We start from the raw sequence: 26,545 nt of genomic DNA, 5'->3' as shown, positions 1-26,545 counted from the left end.
AAAAGTTGGGTCACACTAGTTGAAATCGTCCGCTCAAGCCCTACGACCATTGTGCAATTTCACCGAAGGACTCTCCCGCGAATAATACTCTCGCCAACAATCCCGACGTGTCGGAGATTCGGCACGGAGGAAAGACATAAGTCTAGGGAGGACACCGATGAGCCGGTTTATCATGGCGGCAGTTGCAAGTGTGATTGCAACGGGCGCGGCCTATGCAGAAGTTACCGAAGACGATCTGGCGAACGACCAAACGATCACCACGCAGATCGTGACCAATGGCATGGGGCGGCACTTGCAGCGCTACAGCCCGCTGGACATGCTGAACAAGGACAACGTCGATAACCTGCTGCCAGCCTGGGCTTTCAGCCTTGGCGGCGAAAAGCAGCGCGGTCAGGAAACCCAGCCGCTGATCTATGACGGTATGATGTATATCACCGGATCCTACTCGCGCCTCTATGCGATTGATCTGAAGACCGGTAAAGAAGTCTGGCAATACGACGCGCGTCTGCCCGAAGGCATTCTGCCCTGCTGTGACGTGGTCAACCGTGGCGCGGCCATCTATGGCGACATGGTCATCTTTGGCACGCTGGACGCACGGATCGTGGCGCTGAACAAGGACACGGGCGATGTTGTCTGGCGCGACAAGATCGCCGACTACAAAGCGGGCTATTCCTATACAGCGGCTCCACTGATCGTCGACGGGCTGGTGATCACCGGCAATTCGGGTGGTGAGTTCGGCATCGTTGGCGCGGTTCAGGCGCGGGACGTCAATACCGGCGACCTAGTCTGGGAACGGCCGGTGATCGAAGGCCATATGGGCACGCTGAACGGCGAAGAAAGCACCATGACAGGTGAGCTGAACGCAACCTGGCCTGGCGACATGTGGAAAACCGGCGGCGGCGCGACGTGGCTGGGCGGCTCGTACGATGCCGACACCGACACGTTGGTCTTCGGCGCGGGCAACCCGGCCCCCTGGAACAGCTGGTTGCGCAATGCAGGGACCCCGACCGAAGGCAACAAGGGCGACAACCTCTATGCCGCCAGCCGCATCGGGATCGACCCCAAAACTGGCGACATCAAGTGGCACTTCCAGACCACGCCGCGCGAAGGCTGGGATTATGACGGCGTAAACGAAGTCGTCGCCTATACCGACCGCGAGGGCAATCAGCGCTATGCAACCGCCGACCGCAACGGGTACTTCTATGTGCTGAACCGTGAAGATGGCGGGTTCGTATCTGCCACGCCCTTCGTCAAGGATATCACATGGTCCTCCGGGGTGGATGAAACCGGTCGTCCGATCTTTGTCGAAGATAACCGCCCCGGTGATCCTGCAGCGGCAGCCGATGGTAAGAAAGGTGAAGTGATCTTTGCTTCGCCCTCGTTCCTGGGTGGCAAGAACTGGATGCCGATGGCGTTTTCGCAGAAAACCGGCAATTTCTATGTGCCTTCCAACGAATGGGGCATGGATATCTGGAACGAGCCGATCACCTACAAGAAAGGTGCCGCCTATCTGGGCGCGGGCTTTACCATCAAGCCGAACTACGAAGACCATATCGGCTCGCTCAAGGCCATTGACCCGGATACCGGCGAATGGAAGTGGGAATACAAGAACGACGCGCCGCTTTGGTCGGGCGTGATGACCACTGCTGGTGGTCTGGTGTTCTTCGGCACACCCGAGGGCGAGTTCATTGCTTTGGATGATGAAACCGGCGAAAAGCTATGGTCGTTCCAGACCGGTTCGGGCATCGTCGGTCAGCCTGTAACTTGGGAACAGGATGGCGAGCAATATGTCTCGGTCATCTCGGGCTGGGGCGGCGCGGTTCCGCTTTGGGGTGGTGAAGTGGCCAAAAAGGTCAACTACCTGAACCAGGGTGGCACTTTGTGGACCTTCCGTCTGCCGAAAGAGCTGGCCTCGGCAAACTGATACAAGGGTCTTTCGATCCAAGCGCGCGCCCCAAACGGGCGCGCGTTTTCTTATACGACTTTTCGCCAGTTTGCGGCATTCCATTCCCTTGCTACGCTTGGTTAAATTGGGCAACCCATTGCAAAGGCCAAGACCCATGCTTGCAAACCCTCAAGGGCAAAATGATTTCGAAAACGTCCTGATCGTCGATGATCACCCACTGTTTTGTGATGCGCTTTCGATGACGCTGCAAAGCGTTGCACATATTGGCGAGATCCACACCGCCGACCGGCTGGAAGACGCTCTGACCATGATTGCCGAAGGTCTGAAACCGGACGCGGTTATGCTTGACCTGAACCTGCCTGACGTGGATGGGTTGGACGGTCTGGTGCGCTTGAAAGCGGCGGCCAAAGCACCTGTGATCGTTGTGTCCTCTATGACGGACAATCGGGTCATCAGCCAAGTCATCCACGGGGGAGCCTCAGGCTACGTCCCAAAGCACAGCCAGCGCGATGTGTTCCGTACGGCCTTTGAAACGGTCCATTCCGGTGGTGTATTCCTGCCCGAAGGATGCGTGCTGATCGACGAAGAACAAGATGACGAACAAAGCGATGCAGTTGGGCGGCTGGCCACCTTGACCAATCAGCAATCCCGTATCCTGCAATTGATCTGCGAGGGCAAACTGAACAAGCAGATTGCGTATGACCTGTCCATCGCAGAGACGACCGTAAAAGCCCATGTGACTGCAATCATGCGGAAACTGGGGGTTCAAAGCCGGACACAGGCCGTTCTGATCGCCAATAAAGCCTCGTTCGCCAGCGTCTTGCAAGAACAGGGCTAACCGTATTACGTTCGACTCTCGTCGCGCTTTAGGGAGGAGGCCCGATGGACCAAGCAGTCGGGTGGGCAGAGGCCCAAACCCGTGCGCCAGGCATCGTGAAAACTGCATTTGTTGGCTGTGGCGTGCAAGACGCCGTCGCACAACTTGGCAGCGCACTGGAGTCAGACAATCTGACACTGATCATTCTTTTTGTGAGTGGCAGCGCGGATGCTGCGCATATCATTGCGCAAGCGGCCAAGAAGTTCTCACCCGTTCCAGTTGTTGGATGCACGACGGCCGGTGAGTTGGCGGGGGACGGTTATACCGAAGACCAGATCGTCGCCATAGGCCTGCCCGCAACCCATTTTGAAACGCGCACGATCTTGGTGCCGGATCTAGATGATTTCTCAGCCCCCAATATCATCCACGAGATGATCCGCAACCGAGCAGAAATGACGGATATCCAACCAGATTGGCAGCATGAGTTTACCTTTTTGCTGATCGACGGTTTGTCAACGAAAGAGGACATTCTGACCTCGGAATTGGCGCTAGGGCTGGGGCCTGTGCCGCTGTTTGGCGGATCGGCGGGCGACGGAACCCGGTTCGGCAACACCTTTGTTCTGCATCAGGGTCTGGCACATGAGAATGCTGCGATCCTGACTCAGGTACGCACACGCTGTCCAATCAAAGTCTTTAAGACTGACCATCTTGTGCCAACGGCCCAACGCATGGTCGTGACGGACGCGGACCCAACCAACCGCATCGTGCGTGAGATCAACGCCGAACCGGCGGCGCGTGAATATGCACGAATATTGGGAAAAGACCCCGAACAGCTGGATACGTTTACCTTTGCGGCTCATCCAGTCGTCGTTCAAATTGGCGGCCAACATCATGTTCGCGCCATTCAACGCGTTGCCGGTAACGGGGATTTGGTCTTTTTCTCGGCCATCGATGAAGGTCTGGTTCTGACATTGGCCGAACCGATGGACATGATCACCCATCTAGAGCGCGAAATCGGTGCTCTGACCCAATCCGCGCATCCGGATACGATATTGGGCTGCGACTGTATCCTGCGCCGATTAGAAGCCCAGCAAAAACAAATGACGGGCGCGTTGTCGCAGATCATGTCGGAGAACAACGTGGTCGGCTTCTCCACCTATGGCGAGCAATTCAACTCGATCCATGTCAATCAGACTTTGACCGGGGTCGCGATCTATCCACCCGAGGATGACGGCCATGATTGAATCGCTGATCGACCCGCATGACCCTCTAGAACGCCAAAACCAGAAACTGCTGAAGATTGCCGAAGCCCTGATGCGCCGGGTCGAGGAATCGACCGATGCCAGCGGGGCGGCCTATGCGCAATTCCAGCGCGCCGCCGTGCTGGAACAAGAAGTTCGCGCCCGCACGCTGGATCTGGAACGCGCGCTGCAATTGCTCAACGAGTCGAACGCGCAGCTTGCACAGGCCAATCAGGAAACCGAGGCCGCGCGCGCCGACCTCGCCAACGCAATCGAGACGGTTCAAGAAGGGTTTGCACTGTTCAACCTCGAAGAAGAGCTGGTGCTATGCAACAGCCGCTTCGGGATGCACATGCCCGATATTCAGGCGCAATTGGTGCCGGGTCTCAGCTTTACCGAATATGTCGAGCTTGTCAGTCAATCCAGGTTCCTGTCCCTGCCCGAAACGCTTACGCCACAAGATTGGGCCAAACGGCGTATGTCCCGTCATACGGACGATCATGTGGTGTTTAACGTCCGGCTTAACGGCAATCGGTGGACGCAGGTTTCGGAACATCGGACCCCCGATGGCGGCACGGTCATCCTGCAAACTGACGTCACCGATATCATGCGCATCGAACGGCAAGAGAGGGACCGTATCCTTGACGACAAGGCCCGCCTGATCCGCGCCACGCTGGAACATATCGACCAAGGCGTTTGCATCTTCGACAGCAAATTGCGCCTGATCGGATGGAACAATCGCGCCAGTGAACTGCTGGCCATCCCAAATGCGCAGTTTCAGATGGGCGTCCAGTTCAAAACCGTATTCGACCGCCTTAGCGCGACCATCCGGTTTGAAGGCGGCGTCAGCGATGCCGATCTGCTGGATTGGGTCAATCGAACTGCGGAACGGGCACCGCTGAAGTTTCAGATGCGCAGCGGGCGGTTCAAGATCCTTTCCGTGTTCGCGCAAGAAATGCCGGATCGGGGGTTCGTGATTTCCTTTACCGATGTCACGGCCGAGCACCAGTCGGCGCAAGCCCTGCACGAAGCCAAGACCCTGCTAGAGCACCGCGTCGCCGCGCGAACCGGGGAATTGGCCCACGCCTTGAAAGCGGCTGAGCGCGCTAATTCTTCAAAATCACGTTTTGTTGCTGCAGCGAGCCACGATCTGCTGCAACCGCTTTCAGCTGCCAAACTCTATGTCGCCACATTGGGCAGCGGGTTAAACGAAAACGACGCACGTAACGTGGCCGGAAAAGCCGAAAGCGCGCTCAACAGTGTCGAGCATATCCTCGAGGCGCTTCTGGATATCTCGAAACTGGATTCCGGTCGTGCCACGGTGCACCAGACCACCTTTTCAATTAGCAATCTGCTGTCTCAGCTCGAAGACTCGTTTCGTCCTGTCGCCCAAGCCAAAGGGCTTGAATTGCGGTTCGTACATAGCAACGCTTTGATCCGCAGTGACGCAAGCTACCTGCGGCGCATCCTGCAAAACCTGCTGTCCAACGCGATCCGCTACACAGATGCAGGCAAGGTTCTAGTTGGATTGCGTAAACAGCAGGGCTCGGTTCGGATCGAGGTCTGGGACACAGGCGTCGGAATCGCATCCGACCAGCAAGAGATCGTCTTTCAGGAGTTCCAACGGCTCCATTCCGATGCCAGCGCAGCCGAGGGGATGGGCCTGGGGCTCGCCATAGTCGAGCGCGCCTGCGGACTGTTGGATCACCCCATTCAGTTACGATCCGAGCTGGGGCTGGGAACGATGTTCTCGGTTGAGGTTCCTTTGGCGGATACCGCACCTCTAAAACCGCATGGCCATGTACTGCAACAGGTCGATGACTCGGTGACACTAACCAGCACTGTGGCTTTGTTGATCGAAAATGACGAGAACCTGCGCTCTGCACTGACCATGACGATGGAATCCTGGGGCATCCAAGTTCTGGAGTGCAGCAGCGAGGAACAAGCAGTTGGCCTGCTGCGCGAGATTGAAATTGTGCCCGACATCGTCATTGCCGACTATCAACTGGACCACGGTAAAAAGGGAACGGATGCGGTCGTAGCTTTACGGCACGAATTCGGTAACCTGCCAGCCTGTATCATTTCGGCCAACAGATCTTCTGAACTGACCGGATATTGCAAACGCGCAGGTGTCCCTTTGTTGCATAAACCGATCGACGTCCAACGGTTGAAATCTGTTTTAGAGACCTTGTTGAAGAAAATGGAACCAGAATAGATTACCTGTAAGACATATTATGTTAAATTTATGATCCCCCATGAAGCCAACAAGCGAGCTGTTGTTCAAATCTCCAACGGGACACTGACAGCGACCCTCGGTTCGATTGGTGCCTCGCTGATTGATTTACGTCTGGACGGCATCGACCACCCCTTGGTTTTAGGTTGGAAAGCGCCGAGCGAATATCTGCGTAATGACCCATATCTTGGTTGCATTGTTGGGCGCTGCGCAAACCGGATATCCAACGGGCAATACGCTCTGAATGGAAAAACCTATTCAGTGGAACGCAATTTTCTGGGCAAACATTGCCTTCATGGCGGAAGTAAAGGCGCTGCCCGACAGAACTGGCGGCGGACCAACCAGACAGAGAATGCGGTGTCTTTCGAACTGGAAATACCTGAGGGAGACATGGGTTTTGGGGGCGCTTTGTCCGTCAAAGCTCACTATTCCATTACGTCACCCGCGACGTTGAACTTGGACATCCGGGCCATAGCAACGGGCGACACGATCTGCAATTTCACGCCGCATTGGTATTTCAACCTGAATGGCGACGGGGATATCGGGGACCATCTGTTGCGTGTCCGGGCACAAGACTATTTGCCGGTCGATGACGAACTGATCCCCTTGGGTTCGGTCGAACCTGTCCGCAACACGCCTTACGACTTTCAAACACTCCGGCCCGTCGGAGACGCTCGGTTAGACCATAATTTTTGCATAGCGCGCGAACGTATTAGACTAAAACATATCGCCCAACTGCACGGGCTTCGGTCTGGTGTCGCTTTGGACCTGCATTCAACCGAACCGGGGCTTCAGATCTATTCCGGTGACTTTCTAGACAGCGCGGATCTGCCAACCGTTTTCGGCGCGCCCTATTCTACACGCAGCGGCCTAGCACTAGAGCCGCAAGGCTGGCCGGACGCGATCAACAACCCTTCCTTCCCCAGCGTCGTCTTCATGGACGGGCAAGAATATCACCACCAATCTCAGTATATGTTTAGCCGCCTGTCCGACCGTCACAGTTGACCCAACGACGATCCTCTATCATCCTGATCCGAAATTGGTTTCCGCTTCGTTGTCTGTTTCGAATTGAATTGGTTAAGGTCCCCTGATGCCCGGTGTTTCACAAAAACAATATGTTCTTGATACGCATCGTTTGCGAGACCCCGAACAAACGCTGGAGATCGTCAAACCCCATCTCAAAGACATGGGCATCACGCGCGTTGCAAACCTGACCGGGCTGGATTGGATCGGATTGCCAACCGTGATGGTCTCGCGCCCGAACTCTCGTTCGGTGGCGGTGTCTTTGGGCAAGGGGCTGTCACTGAGCGCGGCACAGGCCTCGGGCGTGATGGAGGCGATCGAGTCCTGGCACGCCGAACGTGTCCACCTGCCCCAGCGGCTGGCGCGGTATTCCGATCTTGTGGCCGATGAGGCGGTTGTCGATGTGACCCGCCTGCCCCGTGTGACCGGCGGACAATTTGACCCTCATGCGGCGATGCTGTGGGTTCAGGGATGTGATCTGAATGCCAACCAAGCCTGCTGGGTCCCGCTTGAGATGGTGGACACAGACTACACCGCCGCCCCAAGCGCCAGCCAGGGGGCCTTCCCCCGAACAACCAACGGGCTGGCCTCCGGCAACAATGTCACCGAGGCCAGTTGCCACGCGATTTGTGAGTTGATCGAGCGGGATGCCACAACCCTGTGGCATCATCAAACACCGCAGGTTCGGGTTGATCCGGACACGGTCGATGATCCCAGATGCCGCAGCGCGATGGCCATGATTGACGCCGCCGGTCTGGATTGCGGGATATGGCAGACCACCTCGGATATCGGCATCGCCTGTTTTCGTTGCGTGATTGCCGAGGCCGGGGGTCAGCCCGGCCATATCGGGATCGGGGATGGCTGCCATGTGGACCGCTCCATCGCCTTGTTGCGCGCTTTGACCGAGGCCGCTCAGACCCGTCTGACCTATATCTCGGGCGCGCGTGACGATCTTGATCCTGCCGAATTCACCGATCAAGCGCAATCCGAACGATGCCAGTACGTCCGCGACCTGATTGACGCGGCCCAACCGATCCAGAGTTTCACCGATTGCCCCACCCACGCCAGCGCATCTTTCGAACAGGACCGCGATCTGCTTTTGGAGTGTTTGGACCGGCAAGGCATGTCACAAGTGGTAATCGTTGACCTGTCACAACCGCACATAGACATCGGCGTGGTGCGCGCGGTCATACCCGGTTTGGAGGCACCGCATGACGACGCGGATTTCATCCCAGGCGTACGGGTCGCCCGAGTGCAGGAGCAGCACACGTGACTGCCGTGGTCTTTGCAGGTCCGACCCTGTCGGCCAAGGCCGTCGCAGCGCATTTGGACGCCACGGTTCTGCCGCCCGTCCGGCAGGGTGACGTCTATCGTGTCACCCGCGATAAACCCAGTGCGATCGGGATAATTGACGGGTATTTCGAAGGGGTGCCCTCGGTTTGGCACAAAGAAATCCTGTGGGCGATGGAACAGGGTATTCCCGTCTATGGCAGCGCCAGCATGGGCGCGCTACGCGCCGCCGAACTGGCCGATTTCGGAATGATTGGCGTCGGGCGCATCTTTGACGACTACCATTCAGGCGTATTGCAGGATGATGATGAAGTGGCGGTTCTGCATGGACCTGCCGAACTGGGCTATCCGTCTCTCAGCGTGCCAATGGTTTCGATCCGGACCACTGTGGAACGCGCGCGGGCTCAGGGTGTTTTGTCAGACGAAGGTGCCCAAACTCTTTTGCGCGTGTCCAAGGAGACCCAGTACAAGAAACGCCAGTGGGAGGGTATCGTAAAGGCGTTAACGAGCGGCTCTGAGATCACCAGCTTCATGGCTTGGTTGCCCAACGGTTATGTAGATGCCAAAGCAGAGGATGCCCTCGCCATGCTCGTCCAAATGGCCCAAGGTATTGGGGATGACACAAGTCATTCACACAGAACAGAACGGACCTTGATGTGGAATTCTCTGCGCCGCCGCGTTGAGGCCGAAACACCCTCCGACCCCGCCGTAATAAACGAATTGCGTCTGCAACCCGCGCTTTTTGCCGAAGTGAGAGATCGCGCCCTGCTGCATGTGTTGGCACGGGATGAGGCGCACAGACGCGGCCAAACGCCAGACCGCGACGCGCTGGTTCAACAAATGACAGCGCACCGGGATCGTGCCAACCTAACCCGCCACGCAGACCTGATGCGCTGGCTGGACGCGAACGACCTGAGCCCAAACACCTATGAAGACATGCTGGCCGACGCGGCCCGTCTGTCAGCCGTATCGCAAGACCGAGGCGCGGATATTGAAGCCCCGCTCTTGAACGAGTTGCGCCGTGCGGGGATCTATTCCCAACTTCGGGACCGAGCTACTGCGAAAGCAGAGTTGCAAGCGACCGCGCCCCTCACGACTGGATCGGACCGTTTGCGCATGGTGCTGTGGTATTTTGAAACACATCTTGACCAAGAGGTGCCCGATGATCTTGAATCCTATGCAAGGTCGCTTGGTTTGTCCGGGCGGGATGCGTTTTATGAGCTTATAGAAACAGAGTATTTGTATTGCCAAAAAGCCGTCACAACGGACGACTCCAATCACGAATAGGGGCGCCGGACGGGCACGGGAGGGCACCGGATGACTTCACCCGAACAGACACCTGATGACGAACCCGGAACCCGGTTCCTATTGTTCCCACAATCGCCTTTCCTGGAACCCGACGCGGAACTGGAGCTGGTCGAAATCTCGGCCCCGCAGGGCAGCATTGGGCCGGGCCCCTCGGGGCCGCGCATGTATACTGTCAACCCGGTTGGCAAAACCACGCCCTATGGGGCGATAGTTCCCGGCCCCGACGGTCCGGGCATGTATCTGCCACCTTGGAACGGCTATATCCAGCCTCCGGCCATGCCGGACGAGTTCGGAAATTTCATCCATATCGACCCCACAGACCCTTCTTTTGAAGCCGCACATCTGTTTGGGTCTGCACATTTCACCATGGATGTGTGGCAAGGCTATTTTGATCACCCAATCCCTTGGCACTTTGCCCGTGATTTCGACCGGCTGGAACTGTCGCTGCTGCCTAGCCTAGACAATGCGCATATCGGGTGGGGGTTTCTGGAAACCGGCGGCACCCATGACCATGGCGACGAATACCGCCCCTATAGTCTGAACTTTGATGTCGTCGCCCATGAGATCGGCCACGCAATCATTTACAGCGTGATCGGGATGCCCTCGAACGGGGACGCCTCCGGCGAATACTACGGCTTTCACGAGTCTGCCGCCGATATGGTGGCGCTATTGGCCTCGCTCCATTTCGGATCAGTGGTCGAGAGCCTGCTGCAAAACACGCGTGGAAATCTTTATACCTACAACCGCCTGAACCGGTTTGCCGAACTGTCCGAGAACGCTCAGATCCGAATTGCCGCCAACAACAAAACGCTGTCCGAGTTTTCCCATGGCTGGTCCAGTGAACATGCACTGTCTGAACCGCTGACCGGCGCGATGTTCGATATCTTTGTCGATATCTATCACGAACGGCTGCTGCTGCACGGGCTGATCTCGCCCGAGGAAGAAGACCTGTCGGACCAACTGGAAGGCTCTCCAGACTACAGCACTGTCATGCAGGAGATTTTCGACAAACGCTACGCTGAAAATCCCGATGGGTTCCGTATCGCCTTGCTTGAAGCGCGAGACTATCTGGGTACCTATCTGGCCGATACCTGGTCGCGCCTCGATGCGGACATGCTCAGCTATTTCGGCGTGGAAAAAGCACTGCTTGCCGTAGATCAGGAGATCACCGGCGGCGCGTTCCACCAGATCATCGAGGGCAACTTCAGAATGCGCGATATCGGGCTGACAACGGCCGGTCCCCGCCTGCCTGACCCGGAAGAAGACAGCCATTCAAATTCAGTCCGTACGATGGTCCCGGATTGACCAATCGCAAAATTCTTTTTTTTGAAGCCGATTTATGGCATGGAATAGAGGGGTGATTTTTTTGGATTTTCTGGCACGGGGCATCTCGGGCCGTGGTGAAAAGGGTGAACGGTCAAACCCGCGACCCCACAATTGGGAGATGAGTTTATGGGTGAAACATTGCTCAGTTTTTCGGAAGTGCTAATTTACGGAAGAGTCCTGACTGACATTAAGCTGGAAAACAAGAAAAAGGGCGGCAAAGGCAACAACAAGCATCTTTCCGACCAGCTTGAAGATGAGAAAGTTCAGGGCGGAAACGACTTAAAAGCGCAGTTCGCCAAGATTTATGGTTTTGCCTATGAAGGCACTTATTACGATCTGCCAGAACCGGCAATTTTTCTGGTTCATGGCGACGGAGACCCCGTGAATGGTAACCCGAATGAACCTCCAAACAATGCATCACGCGCTCCAAGGGATCCTTCGATCGGCGGCGTCGCGGCGGCTGATTACCAAGTAGCAAACGACATCATGGTTTGGCGCTACGAAAAGGCCGATCAGACCATGCGTATGGATGTCACAACCGGTCAGTTCGAACAGGTTCTACTGGACATTTATTTCGGCTTCGACAGCCCGGCGATCAGTGGAGCAAAGGTGTCGGGTGCCAAGGTTAGCGGTGCGAAAGTCTCGGGCGCCAAGGTTTCCGGTGCCAAAGTCAGTGGCGCGAAAGTCAGCGGTGCGAAAGTGCGGGGCAGCGACTAAGCCCCCTTCCCTTTCCCGGTTCAAACAGGGCGCGCAGGGTCGCGCCCTTTTTTATGCTCAGAACCCGGCCTTTTTCAGACCTTCTACAAAGTGTTGGGTGTCATCCTCCAGCCGGTCGGGCAGAACCTTGGCCCACCGTGACAGAGAGAAGTTGGGATGCGCTTCGCGGTGCTTGTCCGCGATCAGACGCGCCATATCCGTGTTCCCCAATTGCGCATGGCTCGCGGCCAGCATCCGTTGCCCCTCGGTTGGGTTGTTCATCTTGTTGACCGTCTCTATCACGTCCTCATAGCGTCTGAGATTGTAATAGGCGCCGCCCAGATGCCACAGGTACTGATCGGGGAAATAAGGGTTCAGCCGCATGGCCTGTTGCAGATGCGTGATCGCCGTTTCGTTATCACCCGAATGGGCCAGAGCGTCCGCGTAATCCGAATGCATATCGGCGTCATTGGGGTTCAGGGCCAATGCACGTTGATAGGACTGAATAGCGGCGTCATGTTCCTTGCGATACAGATGCACATACCCCAATTCACCAAAGCCGCGCGCATCCGTCGGGTCCAGCTCAATCGCCTGTTGGGCAAAGGTCAGCGCCTGTTCAAACGCCTTGGACGGGTCATCACTCCAGGAATAGCGCCAGTCGATGTTCAGCGTCCGTGACAACGCCGCCGCTGCGCGTGCATAGCCGCCGTCGCGTTCCAGCGCGGATTGGTAAAAGTTCTGCGCTTTGCGATTGTCGTTGCGCGTGTATTTGAAGATATGCTGTTGGCCCTGAAGAACCGACCCATAAGCCTCAAGATCAGAGGGGATCGCCTGGATCATCCGCTGCTTTTCATGTGACTCGATCATGACGGCAGTCGCAGCGACGATACATTCGGTGACTTCGTCCAGAATGTCGAAAATATCGTCGATATTGCGGTCGAACCGTTCCGCCCAGATCGTGCGTTCACTACTGGCATCCACCAACTCGGCCGAGATCCGGATCCGACTGGCTGATCGGCGTACGCTGCCTCGCGCGATATAGCGCACGTTTAACCGCTGTGCGGCGTCTTTCGGCGGCATGGATTGCGCTTTGAAGAAAAAGGACGAGTTGCGCGCGATGATGAACAGGTTCCGGAACTTGGACAGGTTCATGATGATGTCGTCTGTCAGACCTTCGGCCACCCAATTATCGGACTCGTCCCCGTGGCTGGCAAAAGGCAGCACGGCAACTGATGGTGTATCAGGACGTTCGAGAATATCCCCCAACACTTCGGGTCGCATCGTTCCCGCCATGGTTGCGCCTGCAACCTCGCTGCGGACGCAATAGGTCGACACCGGGTTCATGATATTCTTGAGCTGCTTGGGCCCCAAAAACTCATAGCCATAGCGCAGGCGGTTGCAGACCTGATCATAGACAGCCGAACTAACATAGACACGCTCGGGCTCGGCAATCTCTTGCAGCCGTGCGGCGATGTTGACGTTATCGCCATGAATGCCGCGATCGTCGATCAGGATTTCCCCAAGATGAACGCCCGCACGGAATTTGATTCGCTGGTCTTCGGGACCGGCACTGTTATGCGCGCTGGCGATACGATGCAATTCGACACCAAACTCGACCGCGCTTGTTGCTGTTTCAAACAATGCCAAGATGCCGTCGCCGCGCACCTCGACCACCCTGCCCTGATGTTTTGCGCAGGAAGATTCGAGATCAGAAATCAATGATTTCAGCGCGTTATAAGTATCTAACTCATTTTGACTCATCAATCGCGAATACCCGACGACATCGGCGAACAGAACAGCGCCAAGCTTTTGAGTCATCGTAAAATTCGGATTGGTCGTATTCACTGTTTATTCTCGTTTATTTGGCACCGAGCGGGTCCGTGGATCAGCATAAAGCAAATTTTGAAATTTAACGACTACTTGCGGTATTAACGACTTTCACTCAACCACTCTTGCACTTCGGCGGCCATGTCCAAGCCGCAGACGCATTCGGCCCCAACGAGACCTGTGTATCGTCAGACAGTTCGGCCGCCAAAGCGTCGCGTCGTTTCGCCCAATCGCCTTTGAGAACACCCACAACAACCATGTCGTGAAACTGCCCGTCTGCAAACCAGGCTTCACGCATGGTCCCTTCGACCTGACATCCTATCCTTGCAACCAGATCGCGGCTGCTGGTGTTGTCCGCCCGATAATAAGAGGTCAAACGGTTCAGCCCTAGTTGCCGAAAGGCAAAATCTACCACCAAAGCCGTCGCTCGGATACCAACGCCGGTGCGTCGCGCGGATTTGTCGACAAACATTGCGACCACCGCATCCCGGTTTACCAGCGACACGCTTTCGATCCCGGCCAGGCCAACCGCTTCACCAGAGCTGTTTTCCACCACGAACCAACATTTGCAACCCGCTCCTTCGGCGGTGAACACGGCCTTCCAACTTTCTTCTGTCTGAAACTGGTTCAACGGAACCCGCGATGTCCGATCAAAAAGCGCAACGTCTTCAGGGTCTTGGAACCAATGGGAGATGACCTCAAGATCCGCTTTCTCCATCGGGCGCAATCTAAACTTATTACTCAAGTTGTCTGACACTTAAATCAACCTTTAAACAAAATCTTAACGATCCACCGATAGACACTAGCACACTAGATGTGGAAATACGAATTCAGAAACCTCAATTCGGCGCATAGTTGCCCTCGCCTTAAAGTTTCATCTTAATACTTCCTGATCGAGTAGCGCAAACAAAACCGGCCCGCCGCAGAACGACGGGCCGGTAAACCGTGAGTGGGCTTGATCTTAGTCGTACAGAACCGCCGCGATTTTTGGATCGTCCATGTTCGAGGCGTCATAGTAGTAGAAACCGGTGTCGATCAGTGCCGGAACCTCTTCACCTTTCAGTGCGGAAACAGCGGCCTTGACGGTCTCGTAACCGATCCCAACTGGGTTCTGAGTGATCGCACCAGCCATCAGTCCGCTTTTGATTGCGTCCTTCTGCGCTTTGCCGCTGTCATAGCCGATGATCACCAGACCTTCGGTGCCCAGTTCCTGAACACCGTTCACAACACCGATGGCCGAGCCTTCGTTGGTGCCGAAGATGCCGTCCAGATCAGGGTTAGCCGTCAGGATCGCCTTGGTAACTTCGGTCGATTTCAAGTGGTCGCCCTGGCCGTACTGAACCGTGACAACTTCGATGTCAGGATATTTTTCTTCGATACGGTTCACAAAGCCATCGCGGCGGTCGATGCCGGTGCGGCTGGTCTGGTCGTGGGCCACAACAGCAACCTTACCTTTACCGCCCAGCTTCTCGGCCATCTTGTCGGCAGCCAGACCCGCAGCGGCCAGGTTGTCGGTGGTTGCGGTCGAAACAGGGATGTCGCTGTCGACACCACTGTCGAACGCGATGATCGGGATACCCTTGTCATTCGCCTGACGCAGCAGCGGGATAGCCGCCTGGCTGTCCAGCGCAGCAAAGCCGATGGCTTTGGGGTTGTTGGCAAGTGCAGCGGCCAGCATGTCGATTTGGCGGTCGACCATTGTTTCGTTGTCGGGGCCTTCAAAGGTGATGGTTACGTTGTACTCGTCAGCTGCCTGCTCGGCGCCGGATTTCACCGCCTGCCAGAACTGGTGTTGGAAGCCCTTCGATACCAGCGGAATATAGATTTCTTCCGCTGCGGCCATCGAGGCCGGACCTGCAATCGTGGCTGCGCTCAGCGCACCCAGAATGAAACGACGTGAAAACATGTTTTTCTCCTCCACAGTTGGTCGTTTTATAGTTGGTTTCTTCAGCCGGACTTTTTGCGCCGTGCCATGTCGGCATAGACCGCCAGAATGATGATTGCGCCGGTGACAACGGTTTGCCATTCCTGCGCCACGGACAGCACGCGCAGCCCGTTGGTCAGGACCGCCATGATCAGCGCGCCGATCAGCGTGCCCAGAATGGTACCGCGTCCGCCCGAAAGCGACGTGCCACCGATTACCACGGCTGCGATCGCCTCAAGCTCGTATCCCAGACCCAGCGCAGGTTGCGCCGAGTTCAGGCGCGAAGCGATCAGGATGCCGCCGATGCCGCAGATTGCACCCGCCAGAGCGTAGATGCGCATCTTCCAGGCGTCGGTGTTCACACCCGACAGGCGCACGGCCTCTTCGTTCGAACCCAAGGCGAAAGTGTAGCGGCCCAGAACCGTGCGGCTCAGGATGTACGACGCTGCAATCGCCACCAGGAACAGGATCAGCACGCCGTTCGGGATGGGCAGCGCCGGGAAAATCTCTCCGATCAGCGACCCGCGCGAGATCTGGTCAAACCCCGGCGTGTCGTTGAAATAGATCGGCCGCGTGCCCGAGATGACCAGCGACAGGCCTTTCAGGATCAGCATCATACCAAGCGTGGCGATGAAAGGCGGGATCTTCATCTTGGCAACGAAAGTGCCCGAGCAAAGCCCACAGAACGCGCCTGCCGCGATGGCCGCCGCCACGCCCAGCAGCAGGGGCATCCCCAGATAAGTTAGCACCACGCCCGCGATCACGGCGCAGAAGGTCATCAAAGTGCCCACCGAAAGGTCGATCCCACCTGTGATGATCACCAGCGTTGCCGCCACCGCCAGCACCCCGTTCACCGAGGTCGCCTGCAAAATGGCGATCATGTTCGAGGTCTGCATAAAGTTCGGCGACGCAATCGAGAAGCCGATCAGCAGCGCGATCAAACTGGCAAAAGCCAGCAGCTTTTGATACGCGCCGCTGTCGGACAGTCCTGCGAGTGGTTTTTTCTTTTCAACGTCTGTTGCCGTGGTCATTGTGGTGCCCCCGTTACCTGCATCGCCGCCGCGCGTTGGGTGGCCAGATGCATGATGTCTTCCTGAGTAGTGTCTTTTCCGCCGGGCAGAATGCCGGTCAGCCGGCCCTCGCACATCACCGCGATACGATGGCTCAGGCGCATGATTTCGGGCAGTTCCGACGAGATCACGATGATGGTCTTACCCTGCTCGGCGAGTTCTTCGAGCAATTTGTAAATCTCGGACTTCGCGCCAACGTCGATGCCACGCGTGGGTTCGTCAAAGATCAGGATATCGCAATCACGCAGCAGCCATTTTGCAATGACGACCTTTTGCTGATTGCCCCCTGACAGCAGTCGGACCTCTTGCACGTCCGAGGGCGTGCGAATGCCCAACTGCGCGATATATCCCTTGGCCGTGGTGCTGATTTCACCGTCATTCAACACCCCTCCGGTGCCGGTGAACAGATCCATCGAAGCCAGCGCAATGTTGTCGCGCACGTTCATGCCGGTGGCCAATCCGAAATGCTTGCGGTCTTCCGACAAATAACCGATGCCCGCCCGCACCGCATCCTTGGGCGACTTGATCGAGACCTCGTGTCCGTGCACGCGGATCGTTCCGCTGTCCTTCACATCGGCGCCGAAAATCGCGCGCGCTACCTCGGTTCTTCCGGCTCCCATCAGGCCCGCGAACCCCAGAATCTCGCCCTTCTGGACCGAGAAGCTGACATCCTTGATCTCTTTGCCGCGATTCAGACCAGAAACCTCAAGCGAAACTTCGGCATCGCCAAGATCCGGCACGTCCAGAGGTTTCTCGTTCACCTCACGCCCAACCATCATGGCGATGATTTGGCTGATTGGTGTCTCGGCAGCGCCCACGGTGCCCACATATTCGCCATCGCGCATCACGGTGACGCGGTCGGCGATTTGCTTCAGCTCGTCCATTTTGTGGCTGATATAGACGATGCCCACGCCCTCGGCCTTGAGACGGCGTATGATCACGAACAGTTCAGCGATCTCGGCATCGTTCAGAGCCGCTGTGGGTTCATCCATGATCAGAACCTTGGACCGGTACGACAGTGCTTTGGCAATCTCGACCATCTGCTGTTTCGCGATGGTCAGGCTGCCCACCAATGTCTTGGGGTCCAGCGACAGGTTCATCGAGGCGAAAATCTCGGCCGTTTGTGCGTTCAGCGCGGCCTCATCCAGACGACCGAAGCTTTTGCGCGGTTCGCGACCGATAAAGATGTTCTGTGCAACGGTCAGGTCGTTCATCAGGCTCAGCTCCTGATGGATGATGCCAATGCCCAGATCCTGCGCCTCGCCGGGCGTGGTCGGGCTGACCGACTTTCCTTCGATCACCAGATCACCACCGTCGCGCTGATAAATCCCCGACAGGATCTTCATCAGCGTGCTTTTCCCGGCGCCGTTCTCGCCCATAAGTGCGTGAACCTCGCCCGAAAACAGATCGAACTGCACTGTTTTCAGCGCGTGCACGCCGGGGAAATACTTTTCGATCCCCGTCATGTCGACCAGTTTTGTCATGTTCCCTCCCATTGTACCCTCATCCCCTAGGGTGTGTGATTACATTACGGCGCCGATCTGCCAGGGGACGAATTCGACCCCCCCAAATCCCAGCTCTTCGCTTTTGGTTTTCTCGCCCGAGGCAACGCGGATTAGAATTTCGAACAATTCCTCTCCTTTCGCTTCGATGCTGACCCCATCGGTGACGATGTCACCGCAATTCAGGTCCATATCGTCGGCCATCCGCGCATACATTTCAGAGTTCGTTGCCAGCTTGACGCAAGGGGTCGGCTGATAGCCCGAGACCGAGCCCCGTCCGGTAGTGAAAACGATCAGGTTCGCCCCTGAGGCTACCTGCCCCGTGACCGAGCATGGATCGAAACCGGGGCTGTCCATGAAAACAAAGCCCTTTTTGTCGACAATCTCGCCGAACTTGTAGACATCCCGCATCGGCGCTGTGCCGCCCTTGGCAACAGCGCCGAGCGATTTTTCCAGAATGGTCGTCAACCCGCCACGCTTGTTACCCGGGCTTGGGTTGTTGTCCATCTCGCCGCCATTGCGTTCGGTATAGTCCTCCCACCAATGAATGCGCTCAATCAACTTGGCGCCCACTTCAGGCGTTTCAGCGCGGCGGGTCAGTAGGTGCTCGGCCCCGTATACTTCCGAGGTTTCCGACAGGATTGTCGTACCACCGTGGCGCACCAGAAGGTCGGATGCATATCCCAGTGCAGGGTTTGCAGTGATGCCCGAATACCCGTCCGAGCCGCCGCATTGCATTCCAACCGTAATCTCGCTGATCGGCGCGGGTTCGCGCGTCACTTGGTTGGCAAGTTCGGCGATTCCCTTGATCTCGGCCAAACCTCGTTCAATCGTACGCCGCGTGCCGCCCTCGTTCTGAATGGTCATGTAGCGCAGCGCACCATCGGGGCGGATCGGACGACCCCCAACCAGGTCAGCTACCTGCATCACCTCACAACCCAGTCCGATCAGCAGAATACCGGCAAAATTGGGATGCTGCGCATAGCCCGCAAGGGTGCGGAACAAAGTGGCATAGCCCTCATCCTCGCCGGACATGCCGCAGCCGGTGCCATGCACAATCGGCACCACGCCGTCCACGTTCGGATAAGCTTCCAACAGCCCTGATTTCTCGGCTGCTTCCGCAATGAATCGCGCGACTGAACCCGAACAGTTCACTGTGGTCAGAATGCCGATATAATTCCGCGTCCCCACCTTGCGGTCTGCACGGTGATAGCCCTGAAAAGTTCGCTCTTCTGCGATCTCCGGCAACGGGTCATTGGCCGACGCATATGCATAGTCCTGCTGATGCGCCCCCATGCCCAGATTGTGTACATGAATATGCTCACCTGGCGCGATGTCGGATTTTGCCTGCCCGATGATCTGACCGTAGCGAATGACATTTTCACCAGCCCGAATCGGTTCCACTGCGATTTTGTGGCCCCGCGCAATCTGTGACGTCAGCGGAGCCGAAACATCCGCCAGCTGCTCCCCCGCCTGCAAGTCGCGCAGAGCGATCACAATATTGTCATCCGGGTTCAACTTCACGACGTCTCGCGCCGCCTTCTCCAGAACATCTATGCCGCCGTTTGCTTGCATCACTTCCCCACTTGCTTGGTCATGTTGCTAAGTGGAAAATCTGTACTTGTCAACTAACATGTTAGAATGCTAAATCACAAACCATGAACAAACCTCAGGACATTGACGCCGCTTTGCTGCCCGTGATCTCGTCAACGGAAGGGTCGCTGACCCAACGGGTTCATCAATCTTTGAAGCAAGCGATTCTGGCGCTGGATTTTCCACCCGGCGCAAACCTGCGAAAAGCTCCGGTGTGCGAGCGTCTGGGTGTGTCACGCGCACCCGTCGCTGACGCAATCGCGCGGCTGGCGTCCGAGGGACTGGTGGATGTGGTCCCGCAATCGGGCACCCGTGTGTCCTATTTCTCGATGGACGAAATCCGCGAAGGTGTTTTTCTGCGCGAAGCGCTGGAGCTGGCCACTGTCGCCAAGGTCGCGCGGGATCTGACCGAGGATCAGCGTAAACGGCTGAGCCGCAACATGCGCTTGCAAGAGCTTTTGATCGAGGACGAGGACATCCCCGGATTCTATCAGGCAGATGAAGAGTTCCACAGCATGCTGATGGATTTCACCGGGTTTCATCGCCTTGCGGATGTGGCGCAGACGGTGTCGCTTCAGGTCAGCCGAGCCCGTATGCTTCTGTTGCCGACACCTGGCCGGGTGGTCGAAACTTTGGCCGAACACCGGGCCATCTTCGATGCAATCGCCAATCGGGACGAACGCGCTGCACAAGACGCGATGCATATCCATTTGGGGCAGTTGATGCCACGCCTAGAAGAACTCGAACGGCAAAAGCCCCATTTGTTCAACCTCACACAAAAGTCGAATTGCGAGACCGAATGACCGTTTCCCAGACAGAACTACTGAACAACCGCACAGCACGCCCTGTCCTTTTAACCCGCATGGGCTTTGGCGGTGCGCCGCTGGGGAATCTATACCGCAAGGTTTCGGATGCTGACGCGCAAGCGGCTCTGCAGGCGGCTTATGATTCAGGCATCCGCTTTTTTGATACCGCACCGCAATATGGCCTTGGTCGATCCGAGCAACGTATTGGCGAAGCAATCGCCCGATTTGGGCGCGAGAACATCCAGCTGTCGACCAAGATCGGGCGGCTTCTGCTGGATTGCGAACCCCACGAAGTGACACCCGAAGCCTTTGTCGACGTACCACAGAAACGGATCGTGTTCGACTACACCTATGACGGTGTAATGCGGTCATACGAGGCCAGCCGTGAACGGATTGGTGTGGCTAACGCCGATATCCTTCTGGTCCATGACGTCTGCGTTTTCAGTCAGGGCAGCCAAGAGATGTCCGACGCCAAAGTGCGCGAGCTGTTTGACGGTGGCGGGTACAAGGCGCTGGTTGAATTGCGTGAAGCGGGTGAAATCGCGGCAATCGGCGCAGGCGTGAACGAATGGCAGGTTTGTGAAAAACTGTTAGGACTTGGCGATTTCGACGGGTTCCTACTGGCCGGTCGCTACACTTTGCTGGAGCAAGAGGCTTTGGACAGTTTCCTGCCGCTTTGCGAAAAACGCGATGTCGGGATCATTCTGGGCGGCCCCTACAATTCGGGCATTCTGGCCACGGGCGCGGTTCCGGGTGCTAAATACAACTACGCCGACGCGTCCGAAGACATTTTGGACCGCGTGCGCAAGATCGAGGCAGTCTGCGCCGCGCATAACACACCGCTGATCGCTGCAGCACTTCAATTCGTTCTGGGCCATCCCTGCGTCAAGACTGTCGTCCCCGGCGCGGTCAGCGCCAGGGAAGTTCAGGCAAATGTCGCGTTGCTGGATCGCGAGATTCCAGCCGGTCTCTGGTCGGATCTGCGCAGTGAAGGCTTGATCCGGCCCGATGCACCCCTGCCAGCGGAGCTTGCCGATGCTACGTAATATTGATCCAATCCTGTCCCCGGACTTGCTGCACACTTTGCGGGCAATGGGCCACGGCGACGAGATCGTTATCGCCGACGCAAATTTCCCAGGCACAAGCACCGGACCAGACTGTATCCGCGCCGACGGGTCATCCGCCAGCGATGTCCTGCGCGCTGTCCTGTCGGTTATGCCGCTGGACAATTTCGTCTCCGACCCCGCTTTGACCATGCAGGTGGTCGGTGATCCGGATGCGGTGCCTGACGCTGTGGCGGATTTTCAGCGCATCATCAACGAAACCGCTGACAACCCGGCTGATGTACAGGGGCTAGAGCGATTTGCATTCTATGACCGCGCAGCAACGGCCTATGCCATCGTACAAACGGGTGAGCGCAGGCTCTATGGCAATATCATCCTTAAAAAAGGGGTGATCGGTTGAAAATCGACGCGCATCAGCATTTCTGGTCAGTCGCGCGCAACGACTATGGCTGGCTGACCCCCGATCTGGCAGCGATCTATAGAGATTTTCTGCCGCATGATCTGTCCCCCATGTTGGAGCAGGCAGGCATCGGTGGCACGGTGCTGGTACAAGCAGCTCCGACTGTAGCTGAGACAGAATATATGTTGTCGCTGGCTGATCAGGCTGCCTTTATCAAGGGCGTTGTAGGTTGGGTTGACTTCGAAGCGTCGGCTTCACCAGCACAGATCGCTGCTCTGGCACAACACCCCGCTTTGGTCGGTTTGCGCCCGATGATCCAAGACATTGAAGATCCCGACTGGATGCTGGGCGACGCACTTACACCTGCCTTCGCAGCACTGCAATCCCATGATCTGACATTCGATGCGCTGACCTTGCCGCAGCATCTTGGACCTTTGCGGCAGTTGCTGGCTCGGCATAAGAACATGCGTGTGGTAATCGACCACGGCTCCAAACCCTTAATCCGCGACGGTGTGATCGAGAGTTGGGCCGAGGATATGGCAGCGCTGTCCCGCGACACCGATGCGTTCTGCAAGCTATCCGGACTGGTGACCGAAGCAGCATCGGATTGGCAGATCGACGATTTGCGCCCTTATGTTCAGCACCTTCTGGATACGTTTGGCCCATCGCGCCTGATTTGGGGCAGCGACTGGCCAGTCTGCACGTTGGCCAGCTCTTATGAACGCTGGCTGGAAACCACCGACGCGCTTCTCAGCGCGCTGACTCAATCCGAACGCGATGCGATCCTCGGTGGGAACGCCGCGCGCGCTTACAATCTCAGGACCTGACATGACAACACTCAATCTGGATTCTGCCGGGCTTTGGCTTGGCCGTGTGGAACGGCCGGGTATCGGCCCGTGCGTGGTAACATTGCGTGAGGGTCAGGTGGTGGATATCACCACCAAGAAAGCTCCTACCGTTCGCGACATTCTGGAACGCGACGACGCCGCGGATTACGTACGATCGGCCCCCGGCGAGGCGATCGGCCCGGTCGAAAGCGAGCATGAATGGCTGGCCCCCTGCGATCTGCAATCGGTCAAGGCCTGCGGTGTCACCTTTGCAGGTTCCATGGTCGAACGCGTGATCGAAGAACAGGCCGCTGGCGATCCGGCCAAGGCCGAAGCCATCCGCGCCCGCATCGGCGCGCGTATCGGCGACAGCCTTTCCAACATCACCCCCGGCTCCGACGAAGCCGCACAAGTCAAGCAGGCGCTAATCGACGAAGGCCTCTGGAGCCCGTATCTTGAGGTCGGTATTGGACCGGATGCTGAGGTGTTCTCGAAAGCGCAGGTGTTGTCATCCGTGGGCTTCGGTGCCGAGATAGGCCTGCACCCGATCTCAACCTGGAACAACCCTGAACCCGAGGTGGTCCTGGCGGTGAATTCGCAAGGTGAGATCAAAGGCGCGACACTGGGCAATGACGTCAACTTGCGCGATGTCGAAGGCCGCTCGGCCCTGCTGCTCAGCAAGGCCAAGGACAACAACGCATCTTGTTCGATCGGACCAATGATCCGCCTGTTTGATGACAGCTATACACTGGACGATGTGCGGCAGGCCGAACTGACCCTGACCGTGAACGGGCCGGATGGGTTTGTCCTGAACGGCGCGTCTTCGATGTCTCAGATCAGCCGCGACCCGGCGGATCTGGTGAAACAGACTATCGGGCGGCACCACCAGTATCCCGACGGGTTTATGCTGTTTCTGGGAACGCTCTTTGCACCCACACAGGACCGGGACACACCCGGCGGTGGTTTCACCCACAAGCTGGGTGATGTCGTCACAATTGCCAATGACCAACTCGGCGCATTAACCAATACGGTGCGCCTGTCGACCGAATGTCCCGAATGGCGGTTCGGGGCGTCTCATCTGATGCGAAACCTGGCCGAACGCGGCCTGTTGTAGGAATTTAGAAACATGTTGATCGGAAAACACCTGATTGCCGGCGAATGGCTTGGATCAGACGCCACCTTTAGCTCGGAGCCTGCTCACGGCCCAAGCCATGATTTCCCGGTTGGAACGCCCCCTCTGGTAGACGCTGCGGTTGAAGCCGCGGAGGAGGCCTTCGCCAGTTTCGGCTGGTCCACCCGCGCCGAACGTGCCGCCCTGCTGCGCAAAATTGCCGATGAGATCGACGCGCGCGGCGACGCCATCACCGAAATCGGCACACAGGAAACCGGCCTGCCCGAAGCCCGTCTGCAGGGCGAGCGTGGCCGCACCGTGGGACAGCTGCGCCTGTTCGCTGATCATATCGAAAAGGGTGACTATCTGGACATGCGCCACGACCAGGCCATGCCGGACCGCGCGCCCCTGCCCCGCCCCGACCTGCGGATGATCCAACGCCCGCTTGGCCCCGTGGCCGTGTTCGGCGCGTCAAACTTCCCACTGGCTTTCTCGGTCGCGGGCGGCGATACAGCCGCGGCCTTGGCCGCAGGGTGCCCGGTTGTGGTTAAAGGCCACTCGGCCCATCCCGGCACTGGTGAGATTGTGGCTCAGGCCATCGACGCCACGATCAAGGCTACTGGGGTGCACCCCGGTGTCTTTTCGCTGGTGCAGGGGGGCAAGCGTGACGTGGGCACTCGTCTGGTGCAGCATCCGCTGATCCGGGCCGTGGGCTTTACCGGCAGTCTGGGTGGCGGTCGCGCCCTGTTCGATCTATGCGCTCAACGCGATGAACCCATCCCGTTCTTTGGAGAGCTGGGCTCGGTCAATCCGATGTTCATCCTGCCTCAGGCCGCTGCCGCACGCGGGGCTGGGATCGGGACCGGCTGGGCCGGATCGCTGACCATGGGCGCGGGGCAGTTCTGCACCAATCCCGGCATCGCCGTTGTGGTCGACGGGCCCGAGGCCGACGCCTTCCAAGCCGCTGCCGAGGCAGGGCTGAACGCAACCGCCAACCAGACCATGCTGACCGATGGCATCGCCGACGCGTATCGCGATGGCGTGGCACGGGTGGCCGCTGGCACCGGTGTGACGCAGGTCATGGGCACAAGCTGCGCCGCCCGCGACGCGGCCCCATATCTGTTCGCTGTGTCAGGCGACGACTGGCTATCTGATCACAAACTGCAAGAAGAGGTGTTTGGCCCGCTCGGTATTGTGGTTCGCGTTCGCGACACCGCTCAGATGCTGCAGGTCGCCCGCGCAATAGAGGGTCAGTTGACCTGTACCTTGCATCTTGACGACAGCGACACTGCTGACGCAAAGGCCCTGCTGCCGCTGCTGGAACGCAAAGCGGGCCGATTGCTGGCCAACAGCTTCCCCACCGGGGTTGAGGTCTGCGACAGCATGGTCCATGGCGGCCCCTACCCCGCCTCGACCAATTTCGGTGCCACGTCGGTTGGCACCCTGTCGATCCGTCGCTTTCTGCGCCCGGTCTGTTACCAGGACATCCCAACCGGCCTTTTGCCCGAAGACGTGTGAGAGTAAAGACTGGGATGCATAACCCCTCGGACCGATTGGCAGGTAAAACGGCCCTGATCACAGCGGCGGGTCAGGGCATCGGCCGCGCTACGGCCGAGGTGTTCGCGGCAGAGGGCGCGCAAGTCATTGCCGGCGACATCAATGATGTGTCGCTGGCTGAACTGGCCGAAGTTGCAGGGATCACGACCCTGAAGCTGGATGTCACGGATGCCGCTGCGGTCAAGGCGGCCGTAGCAGACCTGCCTGCATTGGATGTGTTGTTCAACTGTGCCGGATATGTTGCCGGCGGAACCATCCTTGATTGCAATGAGAGTAACTGGGACTTCAGTTTCGATCTGAATGTCAAAGCCATGTATCGACTTATTCGTGTGACCTTGCCCGGAATGCTAGGCAAGGACGGCGGATCGATCATCAACATGTCTTCGGTTGCTTCGTCAATAAAAGGCGTGCCAAACCGATTTGCATATTGCGCCTCGAAGGCTGCGGTGATCGGATTGACTAAGGCCGTTGCCGCGGATTTTGTCCAGCAAGGCATCCGGTGCAACGCAATCTGCCCCGGTACCGTGGACAGCCCCAGCCTGCACGACCGTTTGCGGGCGACCGGTGACTATGAAACGGCAATGTCCGGCTTTATAGCCCGCCAACCGATGGGGCGCATCGGCTCGGCGGACGAAATCGCAGAGCTCGCGCTTTATCTTGCAAGCGACGCCAGCAAATACACCACCGGCCAGCCATTCGCCATCGATGGCGGCTGGACGATCTGAAGATAGTGAGGATTTTACGATGAAGTTGCTACGCCACGGCCCTGCCGGACAGGAAAAGCCCGGTATTCTGGATCAGGACGGTACGATCCGCGACCTATCTGGGGTGGTTGATGATATCGCAGGCGCAACGCTTGACGATGAAAGCCTGGCGCGCCTAAACGCGCTGGATCTTGCCAGCCTGCCCGCCGTCGATGCCAATACCCGCATCGGGGCCTGTGTGGGCCAGGTGGGCAAGTTCATCTGCATCGGCCTGAACTATGCCGACCACGCCGCCGAAAGCGGCATGGAGCTGCCCGCCG

Annotated in this window: 22 protein-coding genes and 1 pseudogene; 17 read left to right on the top strand and 6 right to left on the bottom strand. The window is 57.6% G+C overall.

The features are described from left to right. Window positions 1-157 precede the first annotated feature (157 nt). From ACR0CA_RS19740 to ACR0CA_RS19700, 9 genes are all read left to right on the top strand, one after another. Window positions 158-1,924, top strand: a complete 1,767-nt coding sequence (locus ACR0CA_RS19740; protein WP_170775724.1) for a PQQ-dependent methanol/ethanol family dehydrogenase — start codon at window positions 158-160, stop codon at window positions 1,922-1,924. Window positions 1,925-2,060: 136 nt separating this feature from the next. Next, entirely contained in the window at window positions 2,061-2,744 is a 684-nt protein-coding gene (locus ACR0CA_RS19735) for a response regulator (RefSeq protein ID WP_170775722.1), read from the top strand. Between the two features lie 44 nt (window positions 2,745-2,788). Next, window positions 2,789-3,967: an FIST N-terminal domain-containing protein gene (locus ACR0CA_RS19730; RefSeq protein WP_480900866.1), complete on the top strand. Its 1,179-nt coding sequence runs from the start codon at window positions 2,789-2,791 to the stop codon at window positions 3,965-3,967. Continuing rightward, window positions 3,960-6,179, top strand: a complete 2,220-nt coding sequence (locus tag ACR0CA_RS19725) for a hybrid sensor histidine kinase/response regulator (protein WP_480900864.1) — start codon at window positions 3,960-3,962, stop codon at window positions 6,177-6,179. The genes ACR0CA_RS19730 and ACR0CA_RS19725 overlap by 8 nt, the downstream gene beginning before the upstream one ends. 30 nt (window positions 6,180-6,209) lie before the next feature. Continuing rightward, window positions 6,210-7,202 (top strand): aldose epimerase family protein, encoded by a 993-nt coding sequence (locus ACR0CA_RS19720; RefSeq protein WP_480900862.1) that lies wholly within the window; start codon window positions 6,210-6,212, stop codon window positions 7,200-7,202. A gap of 85 nt (window positions 7,203-7,287) precedes the next feature. Next, window positions 7,288-8,493 (top strand): YcaO-like family protein, encoded by a 1,206-nt coding sequence (locus tag ACR0CA_RS19715; RefSeq protein ID WP_480900860.1) that lies wholly within the window; start codon window positions 7,288-7,290, stop codon window positions 8,491-8,493. Then, window positions 8,490-9,797: a TfuA-like protein gene (locus ACR0CA_RS19710; RefSeq protein ID WP_480900858.1), complete on the top strand. Its 1,308-nt coding sequence runs from the start codon at window positions 8,490-8,492 to the stop codon at window positions 9,795-9,797. Before ACR0CA_RS19715 ends, ACR0CA_RS19710 begins: the two co-directional genes overlap by 4 nt. A gap of 30 nt (window positions 9,798-9,827) precedes the next feature. After that, a complete protein-coding gene (locus ACR0CA_RS19705) occupies window positions 9,828-11,123 on the top strand; it encodes a gluzincin family metallopeptidase (RefSeq protein ID WP_480860910.1) in 1,296 nt (431 codons plus the stop codon). A gap of 147 nt (window positions 11,124-11,270) precedes the next feature. Then, the gene (locus tag ACR0CA_RS19700; protein ID WP_480900856.1) at window positions 11,271-11,861 is read left to right on the top strand and encodes a hypothetical protein; all 591 of its coding nucleotides are present in this window, start codon (window positions 11,271-11,273) and stop codon (window positions 11,859-11,861) included. 57 nt (window positions 11,862-11,918) lie between these two features. On the opposite strand, the gene ACR0CA_RS19695 is transcribed toward ACR0CA_RS19700, so the two are convergent. From ACR0CA_RS19695 to ACR0CA_RS19670, 6 genes are all read right to left on the bottom strand, one after another. Further along, window positions 11,919-13,658, bottom strand: a complete 1,740-nt coding sequence (locus tag ACR0CA_RS19695) for a tetratricopeptide repeat protein (RefSeq protein WP_480900854.1) — start codon at window positions 13,656-13,658, stop codon at window positions 11,919-11,921. A 124-nt stretch (window positions 13,659-13,782) separates the two neighbouring features. Next, window positions 13,783-14,424: a GNAT family N-acetyltransferase gene (locus ACR0CA_RS19690; protein WP_331252154.1), complete on the bottom strand. Its 642-nt coding sequence runs from the start codon at window positions 14,422-14,424 to the stop codon at window positions 13,783-13,785. 204 nt (window positions 14,425-14,628) lie between these two features. Next, complete coding sequence (locus ACR0CA_RS19685) at window positions 14,629-15,573, bottom strand: ABC transporter substrate-binding protein (RefSeq protein ID WP_170791686.1); 945 nt, start codon at window positions 15,571-15,573, stop codon at window positions 14,629-14,631. 41 nt (window positions 15,574-15,614) lie between these two features. Continuing rightward, window positions 15,615-16,622, bottom strand: a complete 1,008-nt coding sequence (locus ACR0CA_RS19680) for an ABC transporter permease (protein ID WP_170355083.1) — start codon at window positions 16,620-16,622, stop codon at window positions 15,615-15,617. After that, window positions 16,619-18,145: a sugar ABC transporter ATP-binding protein gene (locus ACR0CA_RS19675; RefSeq protein ID WP_170785546.1), complete on the bottom strand. Its 1,527-nt coding sequence runs from the start codon at window positions 18,143-18,145 to the stop codon at window positions 16,619-16,621. The genes ACR0CA_RS19680 and ACR0CA_RS19675 overlap by 4 nt, the downstream gene beginning before the upstream one ends. Window positions 18,146-18,184: 39 nt before the next feature. Beyond that, window positions 18,185-19,738 (bottom strand): UxaA family hydrolase, encoded by a 1,554-nt coding sequence (locus tag ACR0CA_RS19670; protein WP_480900851.1) that lies wholly within the window; start codon window positions 19,736-19,738, stop codon window positions 18,185-18,187. Window positions 19,739-19,821: 83 nt separating this feature from the next. On the opposite strand from ACR0CA_RS19670, the gene ACR0CA_RS19665 reads away from it, so the two are divergent. The 8 genes and pseudogenes from ACR0CA_RS19665 to ACR0CA_RS19630 all read left to right on the top strand — a co-directional run. Next, window positions 19,822-20,559, top strand: coding sequence for a GntR family transcriptional regulator (locus tag ACR0CA_RS19665; RefSeq protein WP_170775696.1), 738 nt, complete (start codon window positions 19,822-19,824; stop codon window positions 20,557-20,559). Then, on the top strand, window positions 20,556-21,608 hold the full coding sequence (locus tag ACR0CA_RS19660) for an aldo/keto reductase (protein ID WP_480900848.1): 1,053 nt from the start codon (window positions 20,556-20,558) through the stop codon (window positions 21,606-21,608). The genes ACR0CA_RS19665 and ACR0CA_RS19660 overlap by 4 nt, the downstream gene beginning before the upstream one ends. Then, window positions 21,598-22,026, top strand: a complete 429-nt coding sequence (locus ACR0CA_RS19655; RefSeq protein WP_170785552.1) for an RbsD/FucU family protein — start codon at window positions 21,598-21,600, stop codon at window positions 22,024-22,026. The genes ACR0CA_RS19660 and ACR0CA_RS19655 overlap by 11 nt, the downstream gene beginning before the upstream one ends. Continuing rightward, window positions 22,023-22,853, top strand: coding sequence for an amidohydrolase family protein (locus tag ACR0CA_RS19650; protein ID WP_480506014.1), 831 nt, complete (start codon window positions 22,023-22,025; stop codon window positions 22,851-22,853). The genes ACR0CA_RS19655 and ACR0CA_RS19650 overlap by 4 nt, the downstream gene beginning before the upstream one ends. Before the next feature lies 1 nt (window position 22,854). After that, window positions 22,855-23,967 (top strand): fumarylacetoacetate hydrolase family protein, encoded by a 1,113-nt coding sequence (locus ACR0CA_RS19645; protein WP_480900846.1) that lies wholly within the window; start codon window positions 22,855-22,857, stop codon window positions 23,965-23,967. A gap of 12 nt (window positions 23,968-23,979) precedes the next feature. Next, the gene (locus tag ACR0CA_RS19640; RefSeq protein WP_480900844.1) at window positions 23,980-25,482 is read left to right on the top strand and encodes an aldehyde dehydrogenase (NADP(+)); all 1,503 of its coding nucleotides are present in this window, start codon (window positions 23,980-23,982) and stop codon (window positions 25,480-25,482) included. Window positions 25,483-25,496: 14 nt separating this feature from the next. Further along, window positions 25,497-26,246 (top strand): SDR family oxidoreductase, encoded by a 750-nt coding sequence (locus ACR0CA_RS19635; protein WP_480900883.1) that lies wholly within the window; start codon window positions 25,497-25,499, stop codon window positions 26,244-26,246. 19 nt (window positions 26,247-26,265) lie between these two features. Next, a pseudogene (locus tag ACR0CA_RS19630) lies at window positions 26,266-26,545 on the top strand (2-hydroxyhepta-2,4-diene-1,7-dioate isomerase); the annotation flags it as partial.

It is taken from the genome of Ruegeria sp. F12 (assembly GCF_056533885.1).
Note: the sequence above shows the minus strand (reverse complement) of the source record. Positions and strands in the feature narration are given on the sequence as shown.

Coding starts and splice junctions, on each gene's coding strand:
- ACR0CA_RS19720 (WP_480900862.1), top strand. CDS start 6,210: ATGATCCCCCATGAAGCCAACAAGCGAGCTGTTGTTCAAATCTCCAAC.
- ACR0CA_RS19740 (WP_170775724.1), top strand. CDS start 158: ATGAGCCGGTTTATCATGGCGGCAGTTGCAAGTGTGATTGCAACGGGC.
- ACR0CA_RS19685 (WP_170791686.1), bottom strand. CDS start 15,573: ATGTTTTCACGTCGTTTCATTCTGGGTGCGCTGAGCGCAGCCACGATT.
- ACR0CA_RS19655 (WP_170785552.1), top strand. CDS start 21,598: ATGCTACGTAATATTGATCCAATCCTGTCCCCGGACTTGCTGCACACT.
- ACR0CA_RS19645 (WP_480900846.1), top strand. CDS start 22,855: ATGACAACACTCAATCTGGATTCTGCCGGGCTTTGGCTTGGCCGTGTG.
- ACR0CA_RS19700 (WP_480900856.1), top strand. CDS start 11,271: ATGGGTGAAACATTGCTCAGTTTTTCGGAAGTGCTAATTTACGGAAGA.
- ACR0CA_RS19715 (WP_480900860.1), top strand. CDS start 7,288: ATGCCCGGTGTTTCACAAAAACAATATGTTCTTGATACGCATCGTTTG.
- ACR0CA_RS19695 (WP_480900854.1), bottom strand. CDS start 13,658: ATGACTCAAAAGCTTGGCGCTGTTCTGTTCGCCGATGTCGTCGGGTAT.
- ACR0CA_RS19730 (WP_480900866.1), top strand. CDS start 2,789: ATGGACCAAGCAGTCGGGTGGGCAGAGGCCCAAACCCGTGCGCCAGGC.
- ACR0CA_RS19665 (WP_170775696.1), top strand. CDS start 19,822: ATGAACAAACCTCAGGACATTGACGCCGCTTTGCTGCCCGTGATCTCG.
- ACR0CA_RS19640 (WP_480900844.1), top strand. CDS start 23,980: ATGTTGATCGGAAAACACCTGATTGCCGGCGAATGGCTTGGATCAGAC.
- ACR0CA_RS19660 (WP_480900848.1), top strand. CDS start 20,556: ATGACCGTTTCCCAGACAGAACTACTGAACAACCGCACAGCACGCCCT.
- ACR0CA_RS19635 (WP_480900883.1), top strand. CDS start 25,497: ATGCATAACCCCTCGGACCGATTGGCAGGTAAAACGGCCCTGATCACA.
- ACR0CA_RS19675 (WP_170785546.1), bottom strand. CDS start 18,145: ATGACAAAACTGGTCGACATGACGGGGATCGAAAAGTATTTCCCCGGC.
- ACR0CA_RS19735 (WP_170775722.1), top strand. CDS start 2,061: ATGCTTGCAAACCCTCAAGGGCAAAATGATTTCGAAAACGTCCTGATC.
- ACR0CA_RS19670 (WP_480900851.1), bottom strand. CDS start 19,738: ATGCAAGCAAACGGCGGCATAGATGTTCTGGAGAAGGCGGCGCGAGAC.
- ACR0CA_RS19705 (WP_480860910.1), top strand. CDS start 9,828: ATGACTTCACCCGAACAGACACCTGATGACGAACCCGGAACCCGGTTC.
- ACR0CA_RS19725 (WP_480900864.1), top strand. CDS start 3,960: ATGATTGAATCGCTGATCGACCCGCATGACCCTCTAGAACGCCAAAAC.
- ACR0CA_RS19680 (WP_170355083.1), bottom strand. CDS start 16,622: ATGACCACGGCAACAGACGTTGAAAAGAAAAAACCACTCGCAGGACTG.